Origin of the sequence: Aquisediminimonas profunda (assembly GCF_019443285.1) — a bacterium.
GTDB lineage: Bacteria > Pseudomonadota > Alphaproteobacteria > Sphingomonadales > Sphingomonadaceae > Aquisediminimonas > Aquisediminimonas profunda.
This window is the reverse complement of record NZ_CP080327.1, coordinates 2,020,540-2,038,605: the sequence shown is the minus strand read 5'-3', so window position 1 is coordinate 2,038,605 and position 18,066 is coordinate 2,020,540. Positions and strand designations below refer to the sequence as shown.

The following is an 18,066-nucleotide window of genomic DNA, read 5'->3' as shown; positions in this document are numbered from 1 at the left end:
TCCGCTCCCTTCGCCACTACTCGGCCCATCTACCAGAAGCGCTGGGCAGTGCTCACTGCAACCGGCTCGGCAAACCATTTGCACTCAACGGCGGAGCCCAAAAGTTCGCGCCCCTTAACGTCTGGCTCAGACGGTAGCAGAAGCAATATGACCACGAAAACGCGATTGCCAGTCTATTGAAGCTGGGCTGCCAGCCAACGCCGCGTTGCCGCCGCGACCGCCTTGGCCCGATCACCTGCATCGGGGAAAGTGTCGCGTAACCGCTTTGAGCGCAATTCTATGCTCAGCGGAATGCCTTCTGGCAGGGCGCGATACAGGTCTGCGAGTGGAAGGCCGCCCTCGCCGCACTGCTCGCGCAAGTCGATGGCATCGGTGATGATGGCGTTGAAGTCTGCCGGATCGGGACGTTTCGCCGGAGCATCGCAAAACTGGGCGTAGGGCAAAAGCGCGCGGGGAACGGCCGCAATGTCGGTTGCCGAAGTGCCGGACCGGTCAACATGGATCGGATCGACAAGCAAGGCCCGCAGCGGATGCGCCACCGCGTCGAGTAGCGAGAGAGCAGCAGGCAAGGATTTCACTTCGGTGAAAATGCCGAACTCGAGAGCGACGCGCATGCCGCACCCTTCGGCATGCTCGCACAGCGCCGCCAGATGCCCCGCCGTCCGCCCTGCGTCGGGGTCGGAGGAAACGCACAGGACGTTCTTCGCACCCAGCGCAGCGCCGATATCGATCACGGCCTTGTGCGCGTCGAGAGTGTCCCCCGGCTTGATCCAGATCACCTCGACGTCAAGCAATTCAAGGCCCGTGTCCGCCAGCGCGCGCTGGGCGTCCCGCGTCAGTTGCGCGCTCCATTTTTCCGGCTCCACCCAAAGCCCGGTCGCGTCGAAGCCGCCAGCCGCTGCTGCCTGTATCGTTTCAAGCGGCTCGCATTCGGGAACGATCCCGGACGCGAACGAAATGCGGTTCATATCGAACTGCCGCCATCGACCCGGAATTCGCCGCCCGTCGTGAAGGCCGACTCATCCGAAGCGAGATAGAGGGCCATCGCTGCAATCTCCTCTGGCCGCCCGATCCGGCCGATCGGGTGCGTCGAAACCCAGCCCGCATACACCTCATCCGGGTTCGGAACCTGCGCCAGAACCTTATCAAGGATTGGCGTGTGAATGACGCCGGGATGGATCGAATTGCAGCGAATGCCATAGCCCTTTGTTGCGCAATGCATCGCGACCGACTTGGTCAGGTGGGTAACGGCAGCCTTGGCCGCATTATAGGCCGCCAGATCGGCCTGCGCCCGCACGCCGCACAGCGATGACATGTTGATGATCGAGCCGCCGCTCCCCTTTGGATTGGCCTTCATATTGGCAATGCCATATTTGCAGCCAAGGAAGACACCGACCACATCCACCTCGAACTCATGGCGAAACTGTTCGAGCGTGACATCCTCGATCGAGCCATGCGTCGTGATGCCGGCATTGTTGACGAGGATGTCGATCGGCCCGCTTTCCGCGAGCACACGCTTCCAGTCCTCCTCGCGAGACACATCGAGCGATGCAAAACTGGCCTTGTTGCCAAGCGCGAGCGCCAGCGCCCGGCCATTCTCGCCATCGATATCCGCAATGATCACCCGGGCGCCTTCGGCAACAAACCGCCGCACAATCGCATCGCCCAGGCCCGATGCCCCACCCGTCACCAGAGCCGTCTTTTCGTTCAATCGCATGATCTTCTTCCTTTGCGGCACTCTATCAGCCCGATAGCAGAAGAGCCTAACAAGCGCAGGGACAACCCACACTCGCAAAAATGCCAGCGGGCGGCAGGTTGTATTGATCAGCGAGAAACCGTTGGCGGCACCAATCAAACGGAATGGAGTGGTCGCTCAGTGCCAGTGCCGGAAAGCTTCAACGAACGGCATGGAGTCAGGGCACCCAACGAACGAATGTAACCTGGCTCCGGTTTGCCGCGATCTTCTTGGCAAACGCCAATCCGCGCCCATCTTCACCGAATGCGATGGCTTTTCCCCAATCAGCAGGTGTATTTCCATAGATGGGCTTTCGATCGGGATAATTGAGCACAGCAGATGTGGTGCTGGTCGTCGTGATCGAATCAAGATGCGAATAGATTGACGCAAGCTGTTGATAATCATGTAGATTTGGCCACTCGTTGCCATCGGGCTTGGCCGTATAGTCCATACAGGTCTGGCGTCCGTAAATGTCCTTTAGATCCGGATTGAAGTTCTTGGTGTCTTGATGTGAAAGACCAAGAGTGTGCCCGATTTCCTGGCACAGCACACTCGCTCGCCATGCTGGCTTATTATAGGTCGACATGTTGAAATAGGTGTCGTTCATTTTGACCGACGCGAACTGAATATGTCCAGTCACGTCATCATATTCGACTACCGCGACCCCAAGCCACCCCGTTGCACCATAGGCATAATTGCAGACAGTCACTCTTCCAGCCGTGCCAGGGCAGCTATTGGCATCGACGCTTACAGGATTACCCAGAATGAACTCGACAACATCCGGATCCGTGGCGATGTTGGATTTGTTCCAACCTGCCAGTGCAGGGCTTAAGTAGGGCCCCCAAAGATTGTTATCGAGTTTGTAATCGACGGTTGGCTTGACCGGGTTGGCAGTACGCGCCCAATGCAACTGCTTTCCATTGATGGTCCAGGCGTGATTTGCAACGGCTGGAGTTGTGCACGCCAATGTCAGCATTGCGCCTGCGCATAGTGCTCTGATTTTCATAAGAACTTCCTTCGCTCATGCGGGCTGTTCGCGCCGACCAGTATCGCAACCAAAAATAATAAGATTCAATTAAAGCTCGCCTCCGTGCCGGGGTAACGAACACGGAGGCGAGGAATGGGAGTGGACGGAGCCCATCGACAAATTTGCCCCCACAAGCTTTGGATCGGTTCCTATCTCACTCACTCACGCGCTGGTTTTAGTTCAGGTCAACGCCGACACAATATGTCGAAAGTTGCATGCGCCCAATGCGACCTCTCTGTTGTCCAAGACCAGTTGGATAGCAGGCGAGCCTAACAAGCGCAGAAGCAACCCATACTTGCAACAATGCCAGCGGCGGGATCGGTTTTGGTTTGGATGGGCGGTGTGGGGTGTTTAGCGAACAGTCCGATCTATTGCGAGCAAGCGATTACGCCCCCAGATGTGCATACCATTGGCAAAATGCTTGGAATTGAGGGTCCAGGGCGACGGGTGTAGCGATGATGTGCATCACCAAATAATAGAAGAGCATGAAGGCAAACGGCCAGCGAACCCGATCCAGCCACCATTCCGCAACGATCAGGGCCGCACAAATTGCCTCCATGCTTAGCAAGGATGCGTAAAGCGCTGCGTCGAAGTCTGGAACGATTCCGGGGAACAACTGAATTGCGGTGCGCTCATTCGCGGCTTCCAGCGGAATGAGCGCAGTACAGGCCATCAGGCGAAGATGCATTCCGATTTCGTGACGTCTTGCAGACTGAACGGCCATCGCAAGAAAAGTGACAAAAAGGAATATCCCTGTGAGATCGAGAAGCGCGAACTTGAAGCTTACAAACCGGACCGTATCACCGTTCTTCAGAATCATTGTCTGAACAACGTGGAGACCGGTCACCACAACGGCAGCTGCTAAAGCAAGGGACGCATAGCCCAGTCGCCGATGCAGCGAACGCCTGCGTTTTACGATCAACAGGCCCTGCGCGATGGGAAGCGCCATCCATAGTGTCGCAGAAGTTCCATGAACGAAAATATGCGACGGTACATTGGGAAGCGCTGAGAGAAAGCTGGGCCAAAAGCCAAAGGCAACAAGCGCAAGAGCGATTGCAAACCACAACCAGGGTTGGCGCACCCAACCAGAACGCTCGCTTCTGTGTGTAGTGATAGACATGAAATGCCCCTCCCCAGCCAGAGGCTATCGCGAAGTCGAGCACAGTCAAGAAGCAGTAGCGTACGCCGAAGCAATTGCAGGCGCTCGGGGCTTATGCCAATGATGGATAGAGGTTCGACTACCACGTTCTGCATAAGGAAGGTCCCAATGTCCGCTTTGAGGTCGATTGCGGACAGTCTGGTTTCGGGACCTCACATCCCTTTTCCAGCCATTTTCCTTCCGTCGCCCCGCGAGTGACGCGGGGCTCGGAAGCCTATGCCCAATCTCCGCAATCGTGTCGCTTATTTCTTGACCACAGGCGTGATTTCCAGCGCACCCGGCTCGACGATATTCACGCCCGAAAAGACGAATATCCCACCGCGGAACTCAACCAGATTGTATTCCTTGTAACGACCCAGATCGAATCCCCTCCACTTCAAAGGCTTGCCGATGAAGGGGAGCAAGCCGTTGGTTTCGATCTTGGCCTCATCGTTCCGCGGGAAGGGCTGCGAACGATCGAGCAGCATCACGTTGATGGCGGTATCCAACTCGGACGTCAGGAGTTCCTTCAGGCGGGCGCCGTCATTCTCGGTCAGGCTCGCAAGCGGCAGCGCCGCTCCCTCGCAGCAGAAATATTTGATTGTCTTGCCAGAGTCGGTGCCGGTCGCGACCTTGGTCTTCAGCACGATATAGGGGCGAACATCCTCGGTCTTTTTGACAAACGTCAGCACGACATAGGGCGTCACCGTCATCGTGCTGCCATCCGGCTGGGGCGTGAGCGTGAAGGCCGTCCGGAACTGCTCGCCCGCCATGATGGTGTTGGTCATCTCGATCGCCTTTGCCCGGACGTCGAAGCGCAGGTCATCCTCGACATTGCGGACCTTTCCCGTGCCGGTACCGGCATTGATCGAACTCTGCACAAGCACGCCGACGACACCGAACAGCATGCCGATTCCGCCGCCGCCCTGATATCCCGAAACGACAACGTCGCTGTCGGGGATTCGGTGGACGCCCATAGGGAGATCGCTCATCCCGTTCGCGCCCTTTTCCGAAAAGACAATGGCCGTCGGGGCCGATGATGACGGCGCCGGAGTTGCGCTAGCCTGCCCTTGCGGAGCAGGCGTTTGTGCCATCAATGCCGGTGCGCTCGCGATCATTGCGAGAAAGGCCAAACGCTTCATTTATCATTCCCCCCTGAACTCTGGCTCGAGATGCCGCCCCCCGGCATTTGTTCGGCCACCGCATTGGTCGTTAAACTATGGACTTGGCCAAAAACAACCTTGTAATTGACTCAATGCTTTTGCGGTCCGGCGTGAAAAGGCCCTTTCCTATTCGGCTCCGTTCTGCTTCATCCTGTTCGGTGAGGTGCATGGCCATCCTTCCCGAGAGTCTAGCCGGACGCGGCGATGCCAGCCGACACGAGGCGGGTATCATTCTACCGGAAGGGAATGACAAGTTTGACAAGTTCCGCCGTCACCCCTGCATGGCGGCGACAGAACAGCTTGCAATCTGCCTGCTTTTCCGCCAATGGCGCGCCTCCCCACGGGGAATCGAAGAAGGCCGGAGGGGCGCAAGCATGGTGCTGCGTCAGCGATCGGTAGAGAAAGGCAAGATTTATGGCTCTGTATGAGCACGTATTCCTTGCGCGTCAGGATCTGGCTCAGGCCCAGGTGGACGCGCTGGCAGCAAATGCCACGGATATCATCGAAAAGAATGGCGGCAAGGTCGTGAAGACGGAGACCTGGGGTCTGCGCTCGCTCGCCTACAAGATCGCCAAGAACCGCAAGGCGCATTATGTGATGCTCGAACTGGACGCACCCGGTGCCGTCGTTGCCGAGCTTGAGCGCCAGACCCAGATCAATGAAGACATCATCCGTTACATGACGGTGAAGGTCGATGCGCACGAAGCTGGCCCGTCGGTGATGATGCGCAAGTCAGACCGGCGCGATCGCGAAGATCGCCCGCGCCGCGACCGGGACGATCGTCCGCGTCGCGATGACATGTTCGGAGGAGATGAATAATCATGGCACGTCCGTTTTTCCGCCGCCGCAAGAGCTGCCCCTTCGCCGCCAAGGATGCGCCGAAGATCGATTACAAGGATGTTCGCCTGCTTCAGGGATTCGTCTCCGAACGCGGCAAGATCGTCCCTTCGCGTATCACCGCCGTTTCCGCCAAAAAGCAGCGTGAACTCGCCCAGGCCATCAAGCGCGCACGCCACGTCGGCCTGCTGCCCTATCTCGTGAAATAAGGAGCGAATTCGATGGAAGTCATTTTGCTCGAACGCGTCGAAAAGCTCGGTGCCATTGGTGATGTCGTCACCGTGAAGAACGGCTTTGCCCGCAACTTCCTGTTGCCGCGCAAGAAGGCGCTGCGCTCAAATGCAGCCAACCTCAAGATCTTTGAAGCCAACAAGGCGAAGATCGTTGCCGACAATGATGCCAAGCGCAGCGAGGCCGAAACGGCCGCCAAGACTGTGGAAGGCACCGCTGTCACGCTGATCCGTCAGGCGTCCAACACCGGACAGCTTTACGGTTCGGTTGCGGTGCGCGACATCGTCGAGGCGCTGGAAGCCGAAGGCAAGCATGTCACACGCCAGCAGGTCGTGCTCGACAAGCCGATCAAGGCCATTGGTGTCTATGACGTGAAGGTTGCGCTCCACGCGGAAGTCTCGGTCACGATCAAGGTGAACGTTGCACGGTCGCCTGAAGAAGCCGAGCTTCAGTCGCAGGGTGTCGACGTCATGGCGCAGATGTTCGAAAAGGACACGGCCGGTTTCGTTGAGGATTTCGATCCGAACGCAGAGCCCGGCGTGATCGCTGGCGAAGCTGCAGAAGCTGCTCCGGCGCCTGCTGCAGAGGCCGACGCAGAAGAGGCTTCGGACGAAGCCTGATTTCTTCTGACACCATACAAGAAAAGGCCGGTATCCCTTTGGACACCGGCCTTTTTCTTTTTTTCTGGACGATCGTTACCCCTGCCGCTGCAAGGGCGACGGACGCTTAGAGCTCGCCTTCCAGCCAGCCCTTGAGAGCCGACTTGGGCGCCGCGCCGACCTTGGTCGCGGCTGGGGCTCCATTCTTGAACAGGATCATTGTCGGGATACCGCGCACGCCATATTTCGATGGGGCGTCGGGATTCTCGTCGATGTTGATCTTGGCAATCGTCACCTTGCCGGCCAGCTCATCGCTGATCTCTTCAAGGCTCGGCCCGATCATCTTGCACGGCCCGCACCACTCCGCCCAGAAATCGACGAGCACGGGCCCGCCTGCGTTGATGACGTCGGTTGCGAAACTCTGGTCGGTAATCTTCTTGGTGGCCATGGGGATTCTCCTTAATTGAGATCAATCTAGGCAGCCGGCCGAACATTCTCAACCGGCACTGGCCAAATTGTCCTGTTGTCCATGAAAGCCGGGCTTGTGCGGTTCAAGATCGGAATCCGTCAGCTGGATCAGATTTGGGCCGGATGTATAGAGCAAGGCCGCCCGCACCTCGCGGTCGGGAAAAATGCCACGTAGAACAGCAACATAAGCTGCCATTTGCGCCTTGTGGTGAGGAGGGACAGCTTCGGCTGTCGCAGGAACACGCCTGCCCGTCTTGAAATCGACAACAAGCACCTGCGCGTCACTCACCAGCAAACGATCCACAGTCCCGGCGATCACCTGCCCCTCCACCACACCGGCCAGCGGAGCTTCCGCAAGTGCATCAGGCGCGAAGATCTCGGCAAACGCCGGGTCGTCCAGGACGCGCAAGGCATCGGCGATCAACGACCGTCGAGCGTCTACATCGTCCATTGCGGCTGCCTCCCGCAACCAGCGGTCCGCGAACGCTGCCCGGCGAGCAGGTTCGACATCGGGCAGGCGCTCAAACAGACTGTGCAGGCGCACCCCCCGCTCTGCTGCCCGTCGCATTTCGGGAGAGGGCGGCGGGTCGGACACCGTGTCGGCTGGCAAAATTGCCGACGGAGCCAAGGGTCGCGGCGGGCGCGCTTCTTCCGGGGCCGGCTTCCGAAACCACTCCGGCTCATGCACAGTCCGAACGGTCTCAGGTTCAGTCGATCGCGAACGTCTCGGCTCTGCTTCATGATGGATCAGCGTCCGTTCGCCGTCGACCTCCGCTATCCCCATCTCGGCAAGTGCTCGATCGACCTGCAGGTGCCAGCATCTTTCCCCCAAACCCTTCTTCATCTGGCTGGGCTTCAAGGCACCTCCGATGAACAGATGCTCCTCTGCACGGGTCAAGGCGACATACAACAGCCGCCAATGCTCTTCCCGCTCCCGCAGGTCGCTGGCATCAGCCGATGTGATCAAGGATCCAACCATCTCGTTCTTTCGCGGTCGGAAAATCGGGAGCTTGAGGCCGTCTTCTGCAATCCAGTCGAGTTCACGCGCCTTCTTGAAGTCGGGATCGCTAGTTGCATCTGCCAAGATCACGATTGGGGCCTGCAAACCTTTGGCACCATGGACCGTCATGACGCGAACGGCTCCGCCGGATTGTGCGGAATCCCGCTTGATCTCGACTTCTCCCCGGTCAAACCAATCGGCAAACAACTGCAGCGAGGGCGTTAAGTCGCGTTCAAAGGCTAGCGCCTGGTTGAGCAGCTCCTCGATCGGATCGCGCGCTTCTTCGCCTAGTCTGGCGATCAGCTTTTTTCGGCCCTGCATAGGCCCCGAAAGGATCGATTCCAGAAACCGATGCGGCGTCGAAAAATCCGCTGCTCCAAGCAGGTCGAGCAAAGGCTGAGGCTTGTGCTCGCCGAGATACTGCCACAGCGAGACACCTTCTCGCTTTTTGCCCCGGTCATAGAGATCGTCCTGGCTCCATCCCAGCAATGGAGAAACCAGCAGGGCTGCAAGGTTTAGATCGTCGTCCGGCTGCAGGACAAACCGAATACATGCCATGAGGTCTTGCACGACTATGGGTGCGTTGAGCGTAAGCCTGTCAACGCCTGCAACCGGCACCCCTGCTTCATGCAGGCGGGAAACGATAGTCCGGGCAAGGTCGCCGCGCTTCTGAACTAGGATCAGAACATCCCCAGGCTCTGCATCTCGCCCTTCATTCCGCAATCGCAACCTGTTTGGCCCGAGTGTCCAGTCGCGGACTTTGTTTGCAATCTCGGCTGCCCATTTGAGCTCGGAATCGCTGAGCCAGCCTTCCTCAGCCTCTTCGCCTTCTTCCCCTTCGTCATTAGCTTTGACTGGTGGCCAAAGCGTAACACTCCCAGATTGCCCTGAGCGGGCACTCACATGCGCAATCGGTGCACGATCGAGTCCCATTGCGGCAGGCGTCACGATATCAATCAGCTGATTGACAAGTGCCAGTATAGGCCGCCCTGACCGGTAGGAATGCGCAAGAGAGAGGTCTTTGACCTCGCGCCCTGCTCCCGTTGCAAGGCGTTTGAAATGCTCTTTCGCTTTCTCGAATTCCTTGGGATCCGTTCCCTGGAACCCGAAGATCGCCTGTTTATAGTCACCCACTGTAAAGAGCGTCCGGACGGCATCGGCCTTGGCCCCTTCGCCTGCATAGAATTCCCCGGCGATCGCCTTCACGATGTCCCACTGGCGCGCGTTGGTATCCTGGGCTTCATCAACCAGCACATGATCTGTCGCCTGATCCAGCTTGTAGCGGATCCAGTCTCCCATGCCGTGCGTATCAAGGAGCCTTGCCGTGTGGCGGATCAGATCGTTAAAATCGACAACGCCTTGTGCCTGCTTTGCAGCCTTATAGGCCCGGGAATAGGCTTGTCCGACGATAAGGGCGTTGGCAATGTCTCCCGCTGTCCTTGCCAGTCGCTGAAGCTCCAGTTTCCCGTTGAAGAAAGCGAACATTTTCTCACCAAGCGCGGCATAGTCTTCTGCACTTGGCGCCTGCCCCTTGCTGAAGCTGCGCATTTCCCCATCGGATTTTGTCCAGACGTCAGTCAGCAGTGTTATCGACTGAGCCCGCTGTTCTGGCGGCATGGCCAACCAAGCCGAAATGGCATCGGCGCGCTTCAGTCCCGTCGGGGTACCCCAATCACCGTTCAGGATCCGGATGCGTTCGAGTACCGATCGGTCGAAGCCGCCGTCTGTACACGCGGAGAGCAGGATTGCATCAGGGTCTGCATCACCAAGACCAAGCCACCGGCGCACTTGAGCATCGATCCCGCCGCCCAGCTCTTCCATGGCTTCAGGATCGCGGGCGCAGCGGTCAAGAACGGCTCGGGCGGCGTCCTCTCCCAGTCGATGGCTCAGTTGCTGGAGCCGTTCGATCAACCCGATCTGGCCGCCAGCATCGGCTCCGGCAACCATCTCTGCCAGAACCGATTGGGCAAGTGTCGCCTCTTCGCGCCCTTCTATGGCTCGAAAACCGGGAATCAGGCCAGCCTCTGCTGGAAAACCGCCAAGGAGAGACTGGCAGAAGCTGTGGATCGTCTGGATGCGCAATCCGCCGCCGCGCGCATCAAGTACTTTTGCAAAAAGTGTTCTGGCCTTTGATTGGGTTTCTGGACCGAACGGTTCGCCCAGCGCCCTCAGGTCAGCGGCAAGGTCCGTCGAACGCAATCGCACCCAACGACCTAGAATTTCATTGATCCGGTTGGCCATTTCCGCAGCGCCAGCCTTGGTGAATGTCAGGCACAGGATCGTTTCTGGACGGGCGTCATGTAGGAGAAGCCTTAGGGCGCGGGCGGTCAGAACCTGGGTCTTTCCAGTTCCCGCAGATGCAGATAGCCAGACATCGCCTTGCTCAGGGTGTGAAGCTTCCGCCTGTTCATCCTTGAGTGTCGGCAGTCTTATATGTGGCGCGGATTCAAACATCGCGACCCTGCCATTCCTCAAGCCGCATCAGCTGGTCGTAATCCGCCCAGGCATATTCTGGCCGGATCTTTGCCTTGTACGGTTCGATGCCGGTCAGCCAGTTCGCAGCCGCCTCCCGGAACTGAGCTGCGATAAGATCGACAAATTTCTCGGGCTCGGAAACCGCATTGTTGCCAGCAACGGGAGACGTGATCTTCCCGAACTGTCTGCTTTTCCCGTGTCGAGCCAGCGACCAATATTCGAAGGCCCCGCTTTGGCCATGGGCGCCTTCAAATCCCCCCTGTTCTGCAATCAGCCCAACCAGTCCGAGTTGCATGGCAAAGCCTGCCGCGATCTGTTTGTTGTTTGGCCCTTCCCCGGTCTTGTAGTCCACGATTGCCAGACGACCATCCGTGAGCCTGTCTATCCGATCCGCCCGCCCGCGGATCTTGACCCCTGCGAATTCAGTTTCGCCGGAAACTTCTGCGACAAGAGGTGTTCGCCCTTGCGCCTTGTTTTCAGCAACACTCCTTTCGATCCATTCTGCGGCTTCGGAAAGGCGGGGCAGCCAGAGAGCGCGGATCAAGGGATGGAGTGTGCCACCTGAGAGTGCTGCGTTCATTCGAGCGACAAGCGCGCCCTCCTTGTACGCATCGTCCTTTGCCCAACGTTCCAGAACATCATGGATAAGGCTGCCGCGCCAAGCCGGACCGGGATCGGCATCAACCGGTTCCAATCTATTCAGCCCAAGGATTGCACTTGCGTAAAAAGCGAATGGATCAGCACTCAAACGGTCAACAGCGGTTACCGAAATTGAGCGCGGACGATCAACTGCAGGAGGACACGGTGCCGGTCGCTTTGCACGTGCTGCCTTGCCTGAATTGGTATCGATGCCCTGTGCCAGTTGCCGAAAGTCGAGATCGGGCGGATCCAACCCGCCTGCCATCGTTGCAAGACGGAGCCAGAAGCGCGAAGCAATCGTCGGACTTCGCGCATCCCGCTTGGCACGGGTCAGCAGCACCCGGGGTGCTCCAAGCGCACTTGCAAGATCATGGGCAGACAGGCCAATCCGACGCTCGAGGCTCGGTAACCCAAGGTCACGCCGGATACGTGGTGCCAGCCAGGGATCCGGCGCCGGCAATTGAGGCCAGCTACCTTCGTTGAGCCCCCCAAGGATCACAAAATCGGCAGATTGGAGCTTGGCCTCGAGCAGTCCCCAAATGAATACGCGTGGATGCCCGCCATACCCTGGTCGCATTGCCACGCCCCCAATCAACTGCCTGAGCAATTGCGGCAGGACACTCAATGAAATGCCAGTAGGACCATCGGCGGCATCCCGTTCAAGGTTGCCAATCATACCCGCAAGTTCGCGCCCCGCTTGCCCGGACCAGAGCGAGTCTCCAGCGAGCGTCCCTGCAACTTCTCGCAGAATCGCGAGCATGGCTGGCAGATCTTTTCCAGCCAGGTGTTCGAGAGGAGCCAGAATTGCGGAAGTCTCTGCCCACCAGCTTTGCAGCTCGCCTCTGCGGCGTTCAGTCCGTTTGTCGCCTGCGGACAGGAAGCGGGCAACTCCGTTTAGGCCTGGCGCGGGACGCGGGCCTCGCAGGACGAGGTCAAGCTTGCGCACCTGATCAAGCCAGGTGCGCCTCGGGTCACCCTGCATGACGAGCGGATGCTTGAGCAAAGCGAGCAAGGCAGATGGCGAGAAGTGATCGGCTGCAGCCTCGGTGAGGAGCAGGAGCAAAGTGCCATTCGGCAAGCTTGCAAGGCTCTGACCTGCGGAATCGTCCGCCTGTATCTGCCAACGCGCAAGATGCGCTGAAACCCGCGACGCGAGAGCGCGGTCTGGCGTAATCAGGGCAACAGTGCGGCCCGGCTCTTCGATTGCACCCCGGATTGCCAACGCAATCGCCTGTGCTTCCTCAGCCGGGTTGGCGAGTTCGAGCGCCGAGACACCGGCGAGATTTCGATCGGCCTTGTCGAGTCCGACCCAGGACTGTGTCATTTCCGCTGGCGCAAAAGCATGGCTGATTGCGCGAGCGCGCTTCGACGTTGAAGTGACGTCTCCACTCCATTTCCAGCGCTGGACTTCGCCGCGGCCAATCTTCATCCGCGAGAGGAGTTGGTAGAGATGGAATTGCGGGTGCGTCTCGATTGCCGGATCACCTTCTCCTCCGCCGATTTTCGACCATTCCAATTCTGATATGGTAAGATCGAGCCCGGCCAGCACGACTTGGCCGCCGGGCATGCGCGCAACCTGCGCCAGAAGTTCGGCCACAGCAGGTGCACCTGTACTCACACCCGCTGCGATGACGAACCCGGTTGGAGATTGCGCTCGCCAGACCTCCGCCACGCGACGCAACTGCCTGTTCCGACGATCGGCGAGATCTATCCGTCCACGGCGCTCTAACTCCATAGGCCATAGCTCGAGGATGGCCCGCATTTGCTCAAGCGATGCATTCCAATGAGTGGAAAGTTCACCTGACAGATTAAGTTCTGCCAGTCTGGATGGCGAAACATCTTCGACAATAAGCTGGTCGAGCGTGCGTGCCAGGTCAACCGCAAGACGCATTGCTTCAGCGCCATCCACACCCCGATCCTTCTGGATCATCCGGGCAAGGATTAGCTGCCGCTGGAGCGGCTCGATCGCCGGGGGAATCGGCGCATCATCGATGAGGTCAAAGACTGCACCTGCCTGCTCTTCCAGTTCACTGTCCCCGACGGCCACGAGCCTTGGCAACAGCAACCCATGTTCAGCCTGGCGCACAAATGCCTCGCGAATGGCCTGCCCCGCACGATTGTTCGGGACGAGGATCATACCTCGCGCAAGGACCATTTTGTCGCTGCCATGCTGCGCCAGTACGCCTGCCACCAGCGCATCGGCAAAGGCCCGTATCGGCGGGATTGTGAAGACGGCCGGACCGAAACGGTCAGCCATCGGCGATCATCGCTTCTGTTTTGGGAATGGCAGGTGGGGTTCCGACGTCAAACCAAAGCCCTTGATGAACAACACCAAAGCAACGCCCGGCGGCAATCGCACGATCCCAGAGTACATTGGTTGAAAATACCCGCGCAGGCGGATCCACCAGGAGTCGTTGCGAAAGAATCTGGATACCGGTCCAGACATAGGGGGCCACCTTGCCAGGCTTGCGCCGTGACAGGCGCCCCCAAGGATCCATCTGAAAATCACCCCGACCCGCGTGATTGTGGGCTCGCGCGAGTGGCACGAGCAGCATCAGGGCATCCATCCGTGAATCATCCCAATGCGATGCCAGGAGCTGGATCCCATCAACCGGACCATCGATCCAGATGTTGTCGGTATTGACACACAGGAACGGATCGTCGCGCAACAAGTCCTTTGCCTTGATCAGCCCCCCTCCCGTTTCAAGCAGTTCTCCGCGCTCGTCAGAGATGACGACTTCAAGGTCCCTTGCGCGCGACTTGAGATGCGCTTCGAGGGAATCGGCGAAATAATGGACGTTCACGACAATGCGAGAAACTCCAGCCACCCGAAGATGATCCAGTACATGATCAAGCAGCGTCGTGCCGGCGACCTCGATCAGCGGTTTGGGGCGCGTCGCAGTAAGCGGCCGCATGCGTGTTCCCTTGCCTGCAGCCATGACCATGGCCGTTTGGGGAACCTTCGCTTCCAGCTTCGGCCGCACGGTCAGGGGTTTTCGAACCTTGCTCATTCGACGAACTCTATCCAGGCTTGCGCTCGCTTTTCAGTCGGGATGTTGGCATCCATCCAGGCCTTCGCCGGTGCCAGCGCAGGATGCGCAAGGCTACGCTCGAGATAGGCCCAAACACGTGGCTGAAACGCGCGATACCGTGGCTTTCCGTCGCGCTTCCAAAGTCGCGTGAAAATACCGAGTATCTTCAGGTTCCTCTGTACACCGAGCACATGGTAGGCATCCACGAAGCCCGCTGACGGGGAAGCGCACTTAACATAGTGGGCAAGAAACTCGGCCTCGATTTCAGCTGAAACACTGCGCCGCGCGTCCTGCAACATCGAAACAAGATCATACGCAGGGTGGCCGGCCAAGGCGTCCTGAAAATCGAGCAGCCCCAAGTGATTTCTACCCTCGCGGCCTTCCAGCAGCATGATGTTCTCGGCGTGATAATCTCGCAGGACGGTTACAGGTTTTGACTGCGCGGAAAGCACAGGTTCAAGGAGCTCTGCCCAGACATCTGAAAAGGCGGCTGTGTTTGGCGCAAGGCCGACTGCGGGGCAGTACCAATCAATGAATATCCCCAACTCGCGTTGATATTCCGCCATGGAATAGGGTGCGATGGGCATTGCGGGCTTTGCAGCAAGCTCCACAAGCAAATCCGTAACCGCTCGATAGAGCGGCCGCTCCAGCGAAGGGTTGGCATCGATGGCTTCGCGCATCCTGTTGCCGCCAAAGTCCTCAATCAGGACCAGCCCCGTACCGAGGTCCGCAGCGAGAATGTGAGGTGCCGAAAACCCCTGTTCGACCAGCCATTGCGCAACGGCAATGAATGGCCGCGGATCTTCATGAGGCGGCGGGGCATCCATAAGGACTGCTTTTGCGCTCCCAAGCACGACCCTGAAGTACCGTCGGAACGATGCGTCTCCCGCAAGCGGAAGGATGGTGGCTCCTGCCCAGCCATTATGAGCGAGAAAATCGGGCGCTGCGGCAGGCGGGATCATTGAAACGGACATCGACCCTCCCAAGACGGCGGCACCGAAACTGTCAAGCTTCTGCCCTGCGATCCGGCATCCGCGAGCTGCACTTTCAGCGTCTGTAGCCAAAGCCGATCACCGAGCCGTTCCGGCCATTCTATCAGGAGGGCAGCTTCCCCGAGCGCATCATCAAGTCCAAGTTCCTCGATCTCTTCCGCTGATTCGAGCCTGTATAGATCGACATGGAGGACAGGGATTCGGACCGCTGGCGGCGCATATGGTATGACAAGCGCAAAACTCGGGCTCGGCGCCTCGTCAGCGAGACCGAGGCCAGCCAAAACACCGCGCGCAAAGCTCGTCTTTCCTGCCCCGAGGTTGCCGAATAGTCCGACGACATCGCCAGCACGCAGACTGGGTGCCAATTCGCGACCGGCGGCTTCTGTCGCTGCCTCGTCTTTAAGAATCATCGGGGCAATTCGATCCTGACCAGAGTGCCCTGCCCCGGTTCCGAAACAAGTTTTAGTGATCCGCCGTGTGCTTCCACAAACTGCTTTGCAAGCGGCAATCCCAGACCCAGGGAAGCCTCGCTGTTTCGGTTTTCACCAACACGCCCAAACCGATCAAGTGCAGCCGTCTGCTCGGCCATGTTCATGCCCGGGCCATTGTCAGAAACGATGACCAAAGCCCGCTCATTGTCGCCTTCTGCGTGCAGAAGTATCCGTCCACCCTCCGGCGTATAGGTCAGGCTGTTCTCCAGCAAATGATCAAAAACCTGGCGCAACCGCTTCGCATCGCCATGCACCACGCCCACTGCCTGGTCGATCTCGATCGCAAAATCGATCTCTTTTGCCACAGCCGCGGGACGATGGTCGCGCGCCGCTTCGTTGAGCATAACCGCGATGTCCACGGCCTTGCGTTCCAACGGTAATTGTCCTGCGTCACTTTGTGTCAAATCGAGCACCTTGTCGACCAAGCTGCTCAGGCGCTCAGTGGAATCAAGGATCGCAGCAACATAGGCTCGGCCTTGCTCTTCCAGGCTTCCCCCGAAGCCTTGCTGCAGCATCTCTGCAAATCCACTGATCGACGTAAGCGGCGTGCGGAGCTCGTAACTCATGTTTGCGACAAAGCTCGACTTGACGCGGTTGGCCTCTTCGAGCGCATCAGCCCGCTCACGCAGGACGCTTTCAACCCTTCGGCTGTCCGAGATATCGAGCATTGTAAAAAGCGCGTTTCCATCAGGAAGCGGGACCGCCGCAAATTCGAAATGCCGCCCATTCTTTAGCGCAAGCCTGCCGCTCCTTTGCTGTCGCTCGACTGTCGCGGAACGAACCATTTCTCGAATCAGGGAGGCGCGTGACGGATTTGAAAGTCGCGATGATGCGGCCTCTGCAAGCGCATCGACATGAGGGTGCCCGGCGAGGAAATCTTCTTCAAAATCCCAAACCTGGCGGAACCGGCTGTTCCAGAGGTGCAGCCTCCCGTCAGATTCAAATACGCCAACGGCCTCGAACATATTGTCGAATGTGGCAGTGCGTACTCTAAGCAAGGTATCGCGCGCGCTTGCCAATTGAGCCTGTTCTGTCCTGTCCTCAAAAATCGCCAGCAGCCCACCGTCTGGCAGAGGCTGAGCCACAACCCGAAGGTGCGCTCCGTCAGGCAACAGCCAGTTTTCTTCTTGAACGCCGTCGTTTGCCGTGAACCACTCACGGTGTTCTGCTTTCCAGCCCGGGAAATCACGCGTTTCTGGAACTCTGTTGGCTTCCCGCATACGATCCAACAGGCGATCGAAATTGGGGCGTTCTGCCACCCATTCCTGTTTTAGCGCAAATTGCCGGACGAAGGGTTGATTGCAAAAAAGCAACGACCGGTCCGCGCCAAACTGGGCAACGCCAGCCGAGAGCCGATCAAGAGTGTCTCTCTGGGATGCGACGAACCGGCGGAAAGCGGCATTCGCACGTTCCACCTCTTCCACATCCATTGCAAATCCGGCCACCCCGGCATCGCCGAGGGGCACATCGACAATTCTCGCCGCGCGGCGCTCACCGCCCACGGTAATAGGCACAACACGTGTAACAGGCTGGTTGGTTTCCTTCGCCCGCTGGGGTGCAGCCAAAGGGCTGGCTTCCGTGCCTGCATCGACCAGTTCGAGGCCGCGAGCGATCACTTCAGCAGCGGATTCAGCTTCCACTGCACGGACATATGCATTGTTGACGAGGGCAATCCGCATGTCCGGCCCGCGATGCCACATGGGCATCGGTGCAGCTTCAATCAATCCGGACAGTCGATCAAACGCCAACTTCAGCCGTGCGCTTTCTTCGCCAAGCCTGCCAATTTCAGCTTGGCTTTCTGTTGCATCAAACCACCAAAGGATAACGGCGCCAGCAGAACCAAGGCGAATGGCAGCAGGGGCGCCGCGGACCAGCAGTGTCCTGGAGGAACCCTGAGCTCGGATCGCACGGGAGAAACTGCGCCCCGTTCTCTGCACCGCCGAAACATCACGCACCAGCGCCGCAGCATCGTCATCTGTAAGGCCGCAGTTGTGGCCAGCCAGGTCGGAAACGAAATTGGGAACCTTCGGCAATCCCAGCCAATCTGCCAGTCGTTCAGGCGCTTCGATGCGGCCATCGTTGCGGACCATCAAGGGAAGCGCTGGCGCTGATTCAAGCAGCGATGCCAGCCGATCCGCCTGGCTGGTCGAAAATTCCGCTCGCTTCCTGAGCTTTAATCCGGTCCAGACAGCCCAAACCGCAAGCCCAAGCCATACTGCCATCACGGCGCCAATGAGCA

16 protein-coding genes are annotated in these 18,066 nt (G+C 58.6%); 4 read left to right on the top strand and 12 right to left on the bottom strand.

The genetic code is table 11. From position 1 onward, the window contains the following. Nucleotides 1-173: 173 nt before the first annotated feature. From K0O24_RS10170 to K0O24_RS10150, 5 genes are all read right to left on the bottom strand, one after another. On the bottom strand, nt 174-968 hold the full coding sequence (locus K0O24_RS10170; RefSeq protein WP_219892643.1) for a sugar phosphate isomerase/epimerase family protein: 795 nt from the start codon (nt 966-968) through the stop codon (nt 174-176). Continuing rightward, nucleotides 965-1,717 (bottom strand): glucose 1-dehydrogenase, encoded by a 753-nt coding sequence (locus K0O24_RS10165; protein WP_219892642.1) that lies wholly within the window; start codon nt 1,715-1,717, stop codon nt 965-967. The genes K0O24_RS10170 and K0O24_RS10165 overlap by 4 nt, the downstream gene beginning before the upstream one ends. A gap of 196 nt (nt 1,718-1,913) precedes the next feature. Continuing rightward, nucleotides 1,914-2,741, bottom strand: a complete 828-nt coding sequence (locus K0O24_RS10160; RefSeq protein WP_219892640.1) for a zinc metalloprotease — start codon at nt 2,739-2,741, stop codon at nt 1,914-1,916. A gap of 406 nt (nt 2,742-3,147) precedes the next feature. Further along, nucleotides 3,148-3,882, bottom strand: coding sequence for a hypothetical protein (locus tag K0O24_RS10155; protein ID WP_219892638.1), 735 nt, complete (start codon nt 3,880-3,882; stop codon nt 3,148-3,150). 281 nt (nt 3,883-4,163) lie between these two features. Further along, complete coding sequence (locus K0O24_RS10150; protein ID WP_219892636.1) at nt 4,164-5,042, bottom strand: hypothetical protein; 879 nt, start codon at nt 5,040-5,042, stop codon at nt 4,164-4,166. 188 nt (nt 5,043-5,230) lie between these two features. On the opposite strand from K0O24_RS10150, the gene K0O24_RS10145 reads away from it, so the two are divergent. The 4 genes from K0O24_RS10145 to rplI are packed head-to-tail and all read left to right on the top strand — an operon-like array spanning nt 5,231 to nt 6,751. Further along, nucleotides 5,231-5,491, top strand: a complete 261-nt coding sequence (locus K0O24_RS10145) for a hypothetical protein (RefSeq protein ID WP_219892635.1) — start codon at nt 5,231-5,233, stop codon at nt 5,489-5,491. Further along, nucleotides 5,478-5,882, top strand: a complete 405-nt coding sequence (rpsF, locus tag K0O24_RS10140; protein WP_219892634.1) for a 30S ribosomal protein S6 — start codon at nt 5,478-5,480, stop codon at nt 5,880-5,882. Before K0O24_RS10145 ends, rpsF begins: the two co-directional genes overlap by 14 nt. A 2-nt stretch (nt 5,883-5,884) precedes the next feature. Continuing rightward, nucleotides 5,885-6,109: a 30S ribosomal protein S18 gene (gene rpsR / locus K0O24_RS10135; protein WP_219892633.1), complete on the top strand. Its 225-nt coding sequence runs from the start codon at nt 5,885-5,887 to the stop codon at nt 6,107-6,109. Nucleotides 6,110-6,121: 12 nt separating this feature from the next. Continuing rightward, the gene (gene rplI, locus K0O24_RS10130) at nt 6,122-6,751 is read left to right on the top strand and encodes a 50S ribosomal protein L9 (RefSeq protein ID WP_219892631.1); all 630 of its coding nucleotides are present in this window, start codon (nt 6,122-6,124) and stop codon (nt 6,749-6,751) included. A gap of 106 nt (nt 6,752-6,857) precedes the next feature. Here rplI and trxA read toward each other — a convergent pair whose 3' ends face one another. From trxA to K0O24_RS10095, 7 genes are read right to left on the bottom strand one after another with little or no spacing between them, the layout of a single operon-like run. Beyond that, nucleotides 6,858-7,178, bottom strand: a complete 321-nt coding sequence (gene trxA, locus K0O24_RS10125) for a thioredoxin TrxA (RefSeq protein ID WP_219892630.1) — start codon at nt 7,176-7,178, stop codon at nt 6,858-6,860. A 48-nt stretch (nt 7,179-7,226) separates the two neighbouring features. After that, the gene (gene addA / locus K0O24_RS10120) at nt 7,227-10,652 is read right to left on the bottom strand and encodes a double-strand break repair helicase AddA (protein WP_219892629.1); all 3,426 of its coding nucleotides are present in this window, start codon (nt 10,650-10,652) and stop codon (nt 7,227-7,229) included. Then, nucleotides 10,645-13,569, bottom strand: a complete 2,925-nt coding sequence (gene addB, locus K0O24_RS10115; RefSeq protein WP_219892627.1) for a double-strand break repair protein AddB — start codon at nt 13,567-13,569, stop codon at nt 10,645-10,647. Before addB ends, addA begins: the two co-directional genes overlap by 8 nt. Further along, nucleotides 13,562-14,323, bottom strand: coding sequence for a nucleotidyltransferase family protein (locus tag K0O24_RS10110; RefSeq protein ID WP_219892625.1), 762 nt, complete (start codon nt 14,321-14,323; stop codon nt 13,562-13,564). The genes addB and K0O24_RS10110 overlap by 8 nt, the downstream gene beginning before the upstream one ends. After that, nucleotides 14,320-15,318, bottom strand: coding sequence for an aminoglycoside phosphotransferase family protein (locus K0O24_RS10105; protein WP_246610948.1), 999 nt, complete (start codon nt 15,316-15,318; stop codon nt 14,320-14,322). The genes K0O24_RS10110 and K0O24_RS10105 overlap by 4 nt, the downstream gene beginning before the upstream one ends. Next, the gene (tsaE, locus tag K0O24_RS10100; RefSeq protein ID WP_219892624.1) at nt 15,303-15,746 is read right to left on the bottom strand and encodes a tRNA (adenosine(37)-N6)-threonylcarbamoyltransferase complex ATPase subunit type 1 TsaE; all 444 of its coding nucleotides are present in this window, start codon (nt 15,744-15,746) and stop codon (nt 15,303-15,305) included. The genes K0O24_RS10105 and tsaE overlap by 16 nt, the downstream gene beginning before the upstream one ends. Further along, nucleotides 15,743-18,049, bottom strand: coding sequence for a PAS domain-containing sensor histidine kinase (locus tag K0O24_RS10095; protein ID WP_246610947.1), 2,307 nt, complete (start codon nt 18,047-18,049; stop codon nt 15,743-15,745). Before K0O24_RS10095 ends, tsaE begins: the two co-directional genes overlap by 4 nt. Nucleotides 18,050-18,066 lie beyond the last annotated feature (17 nt).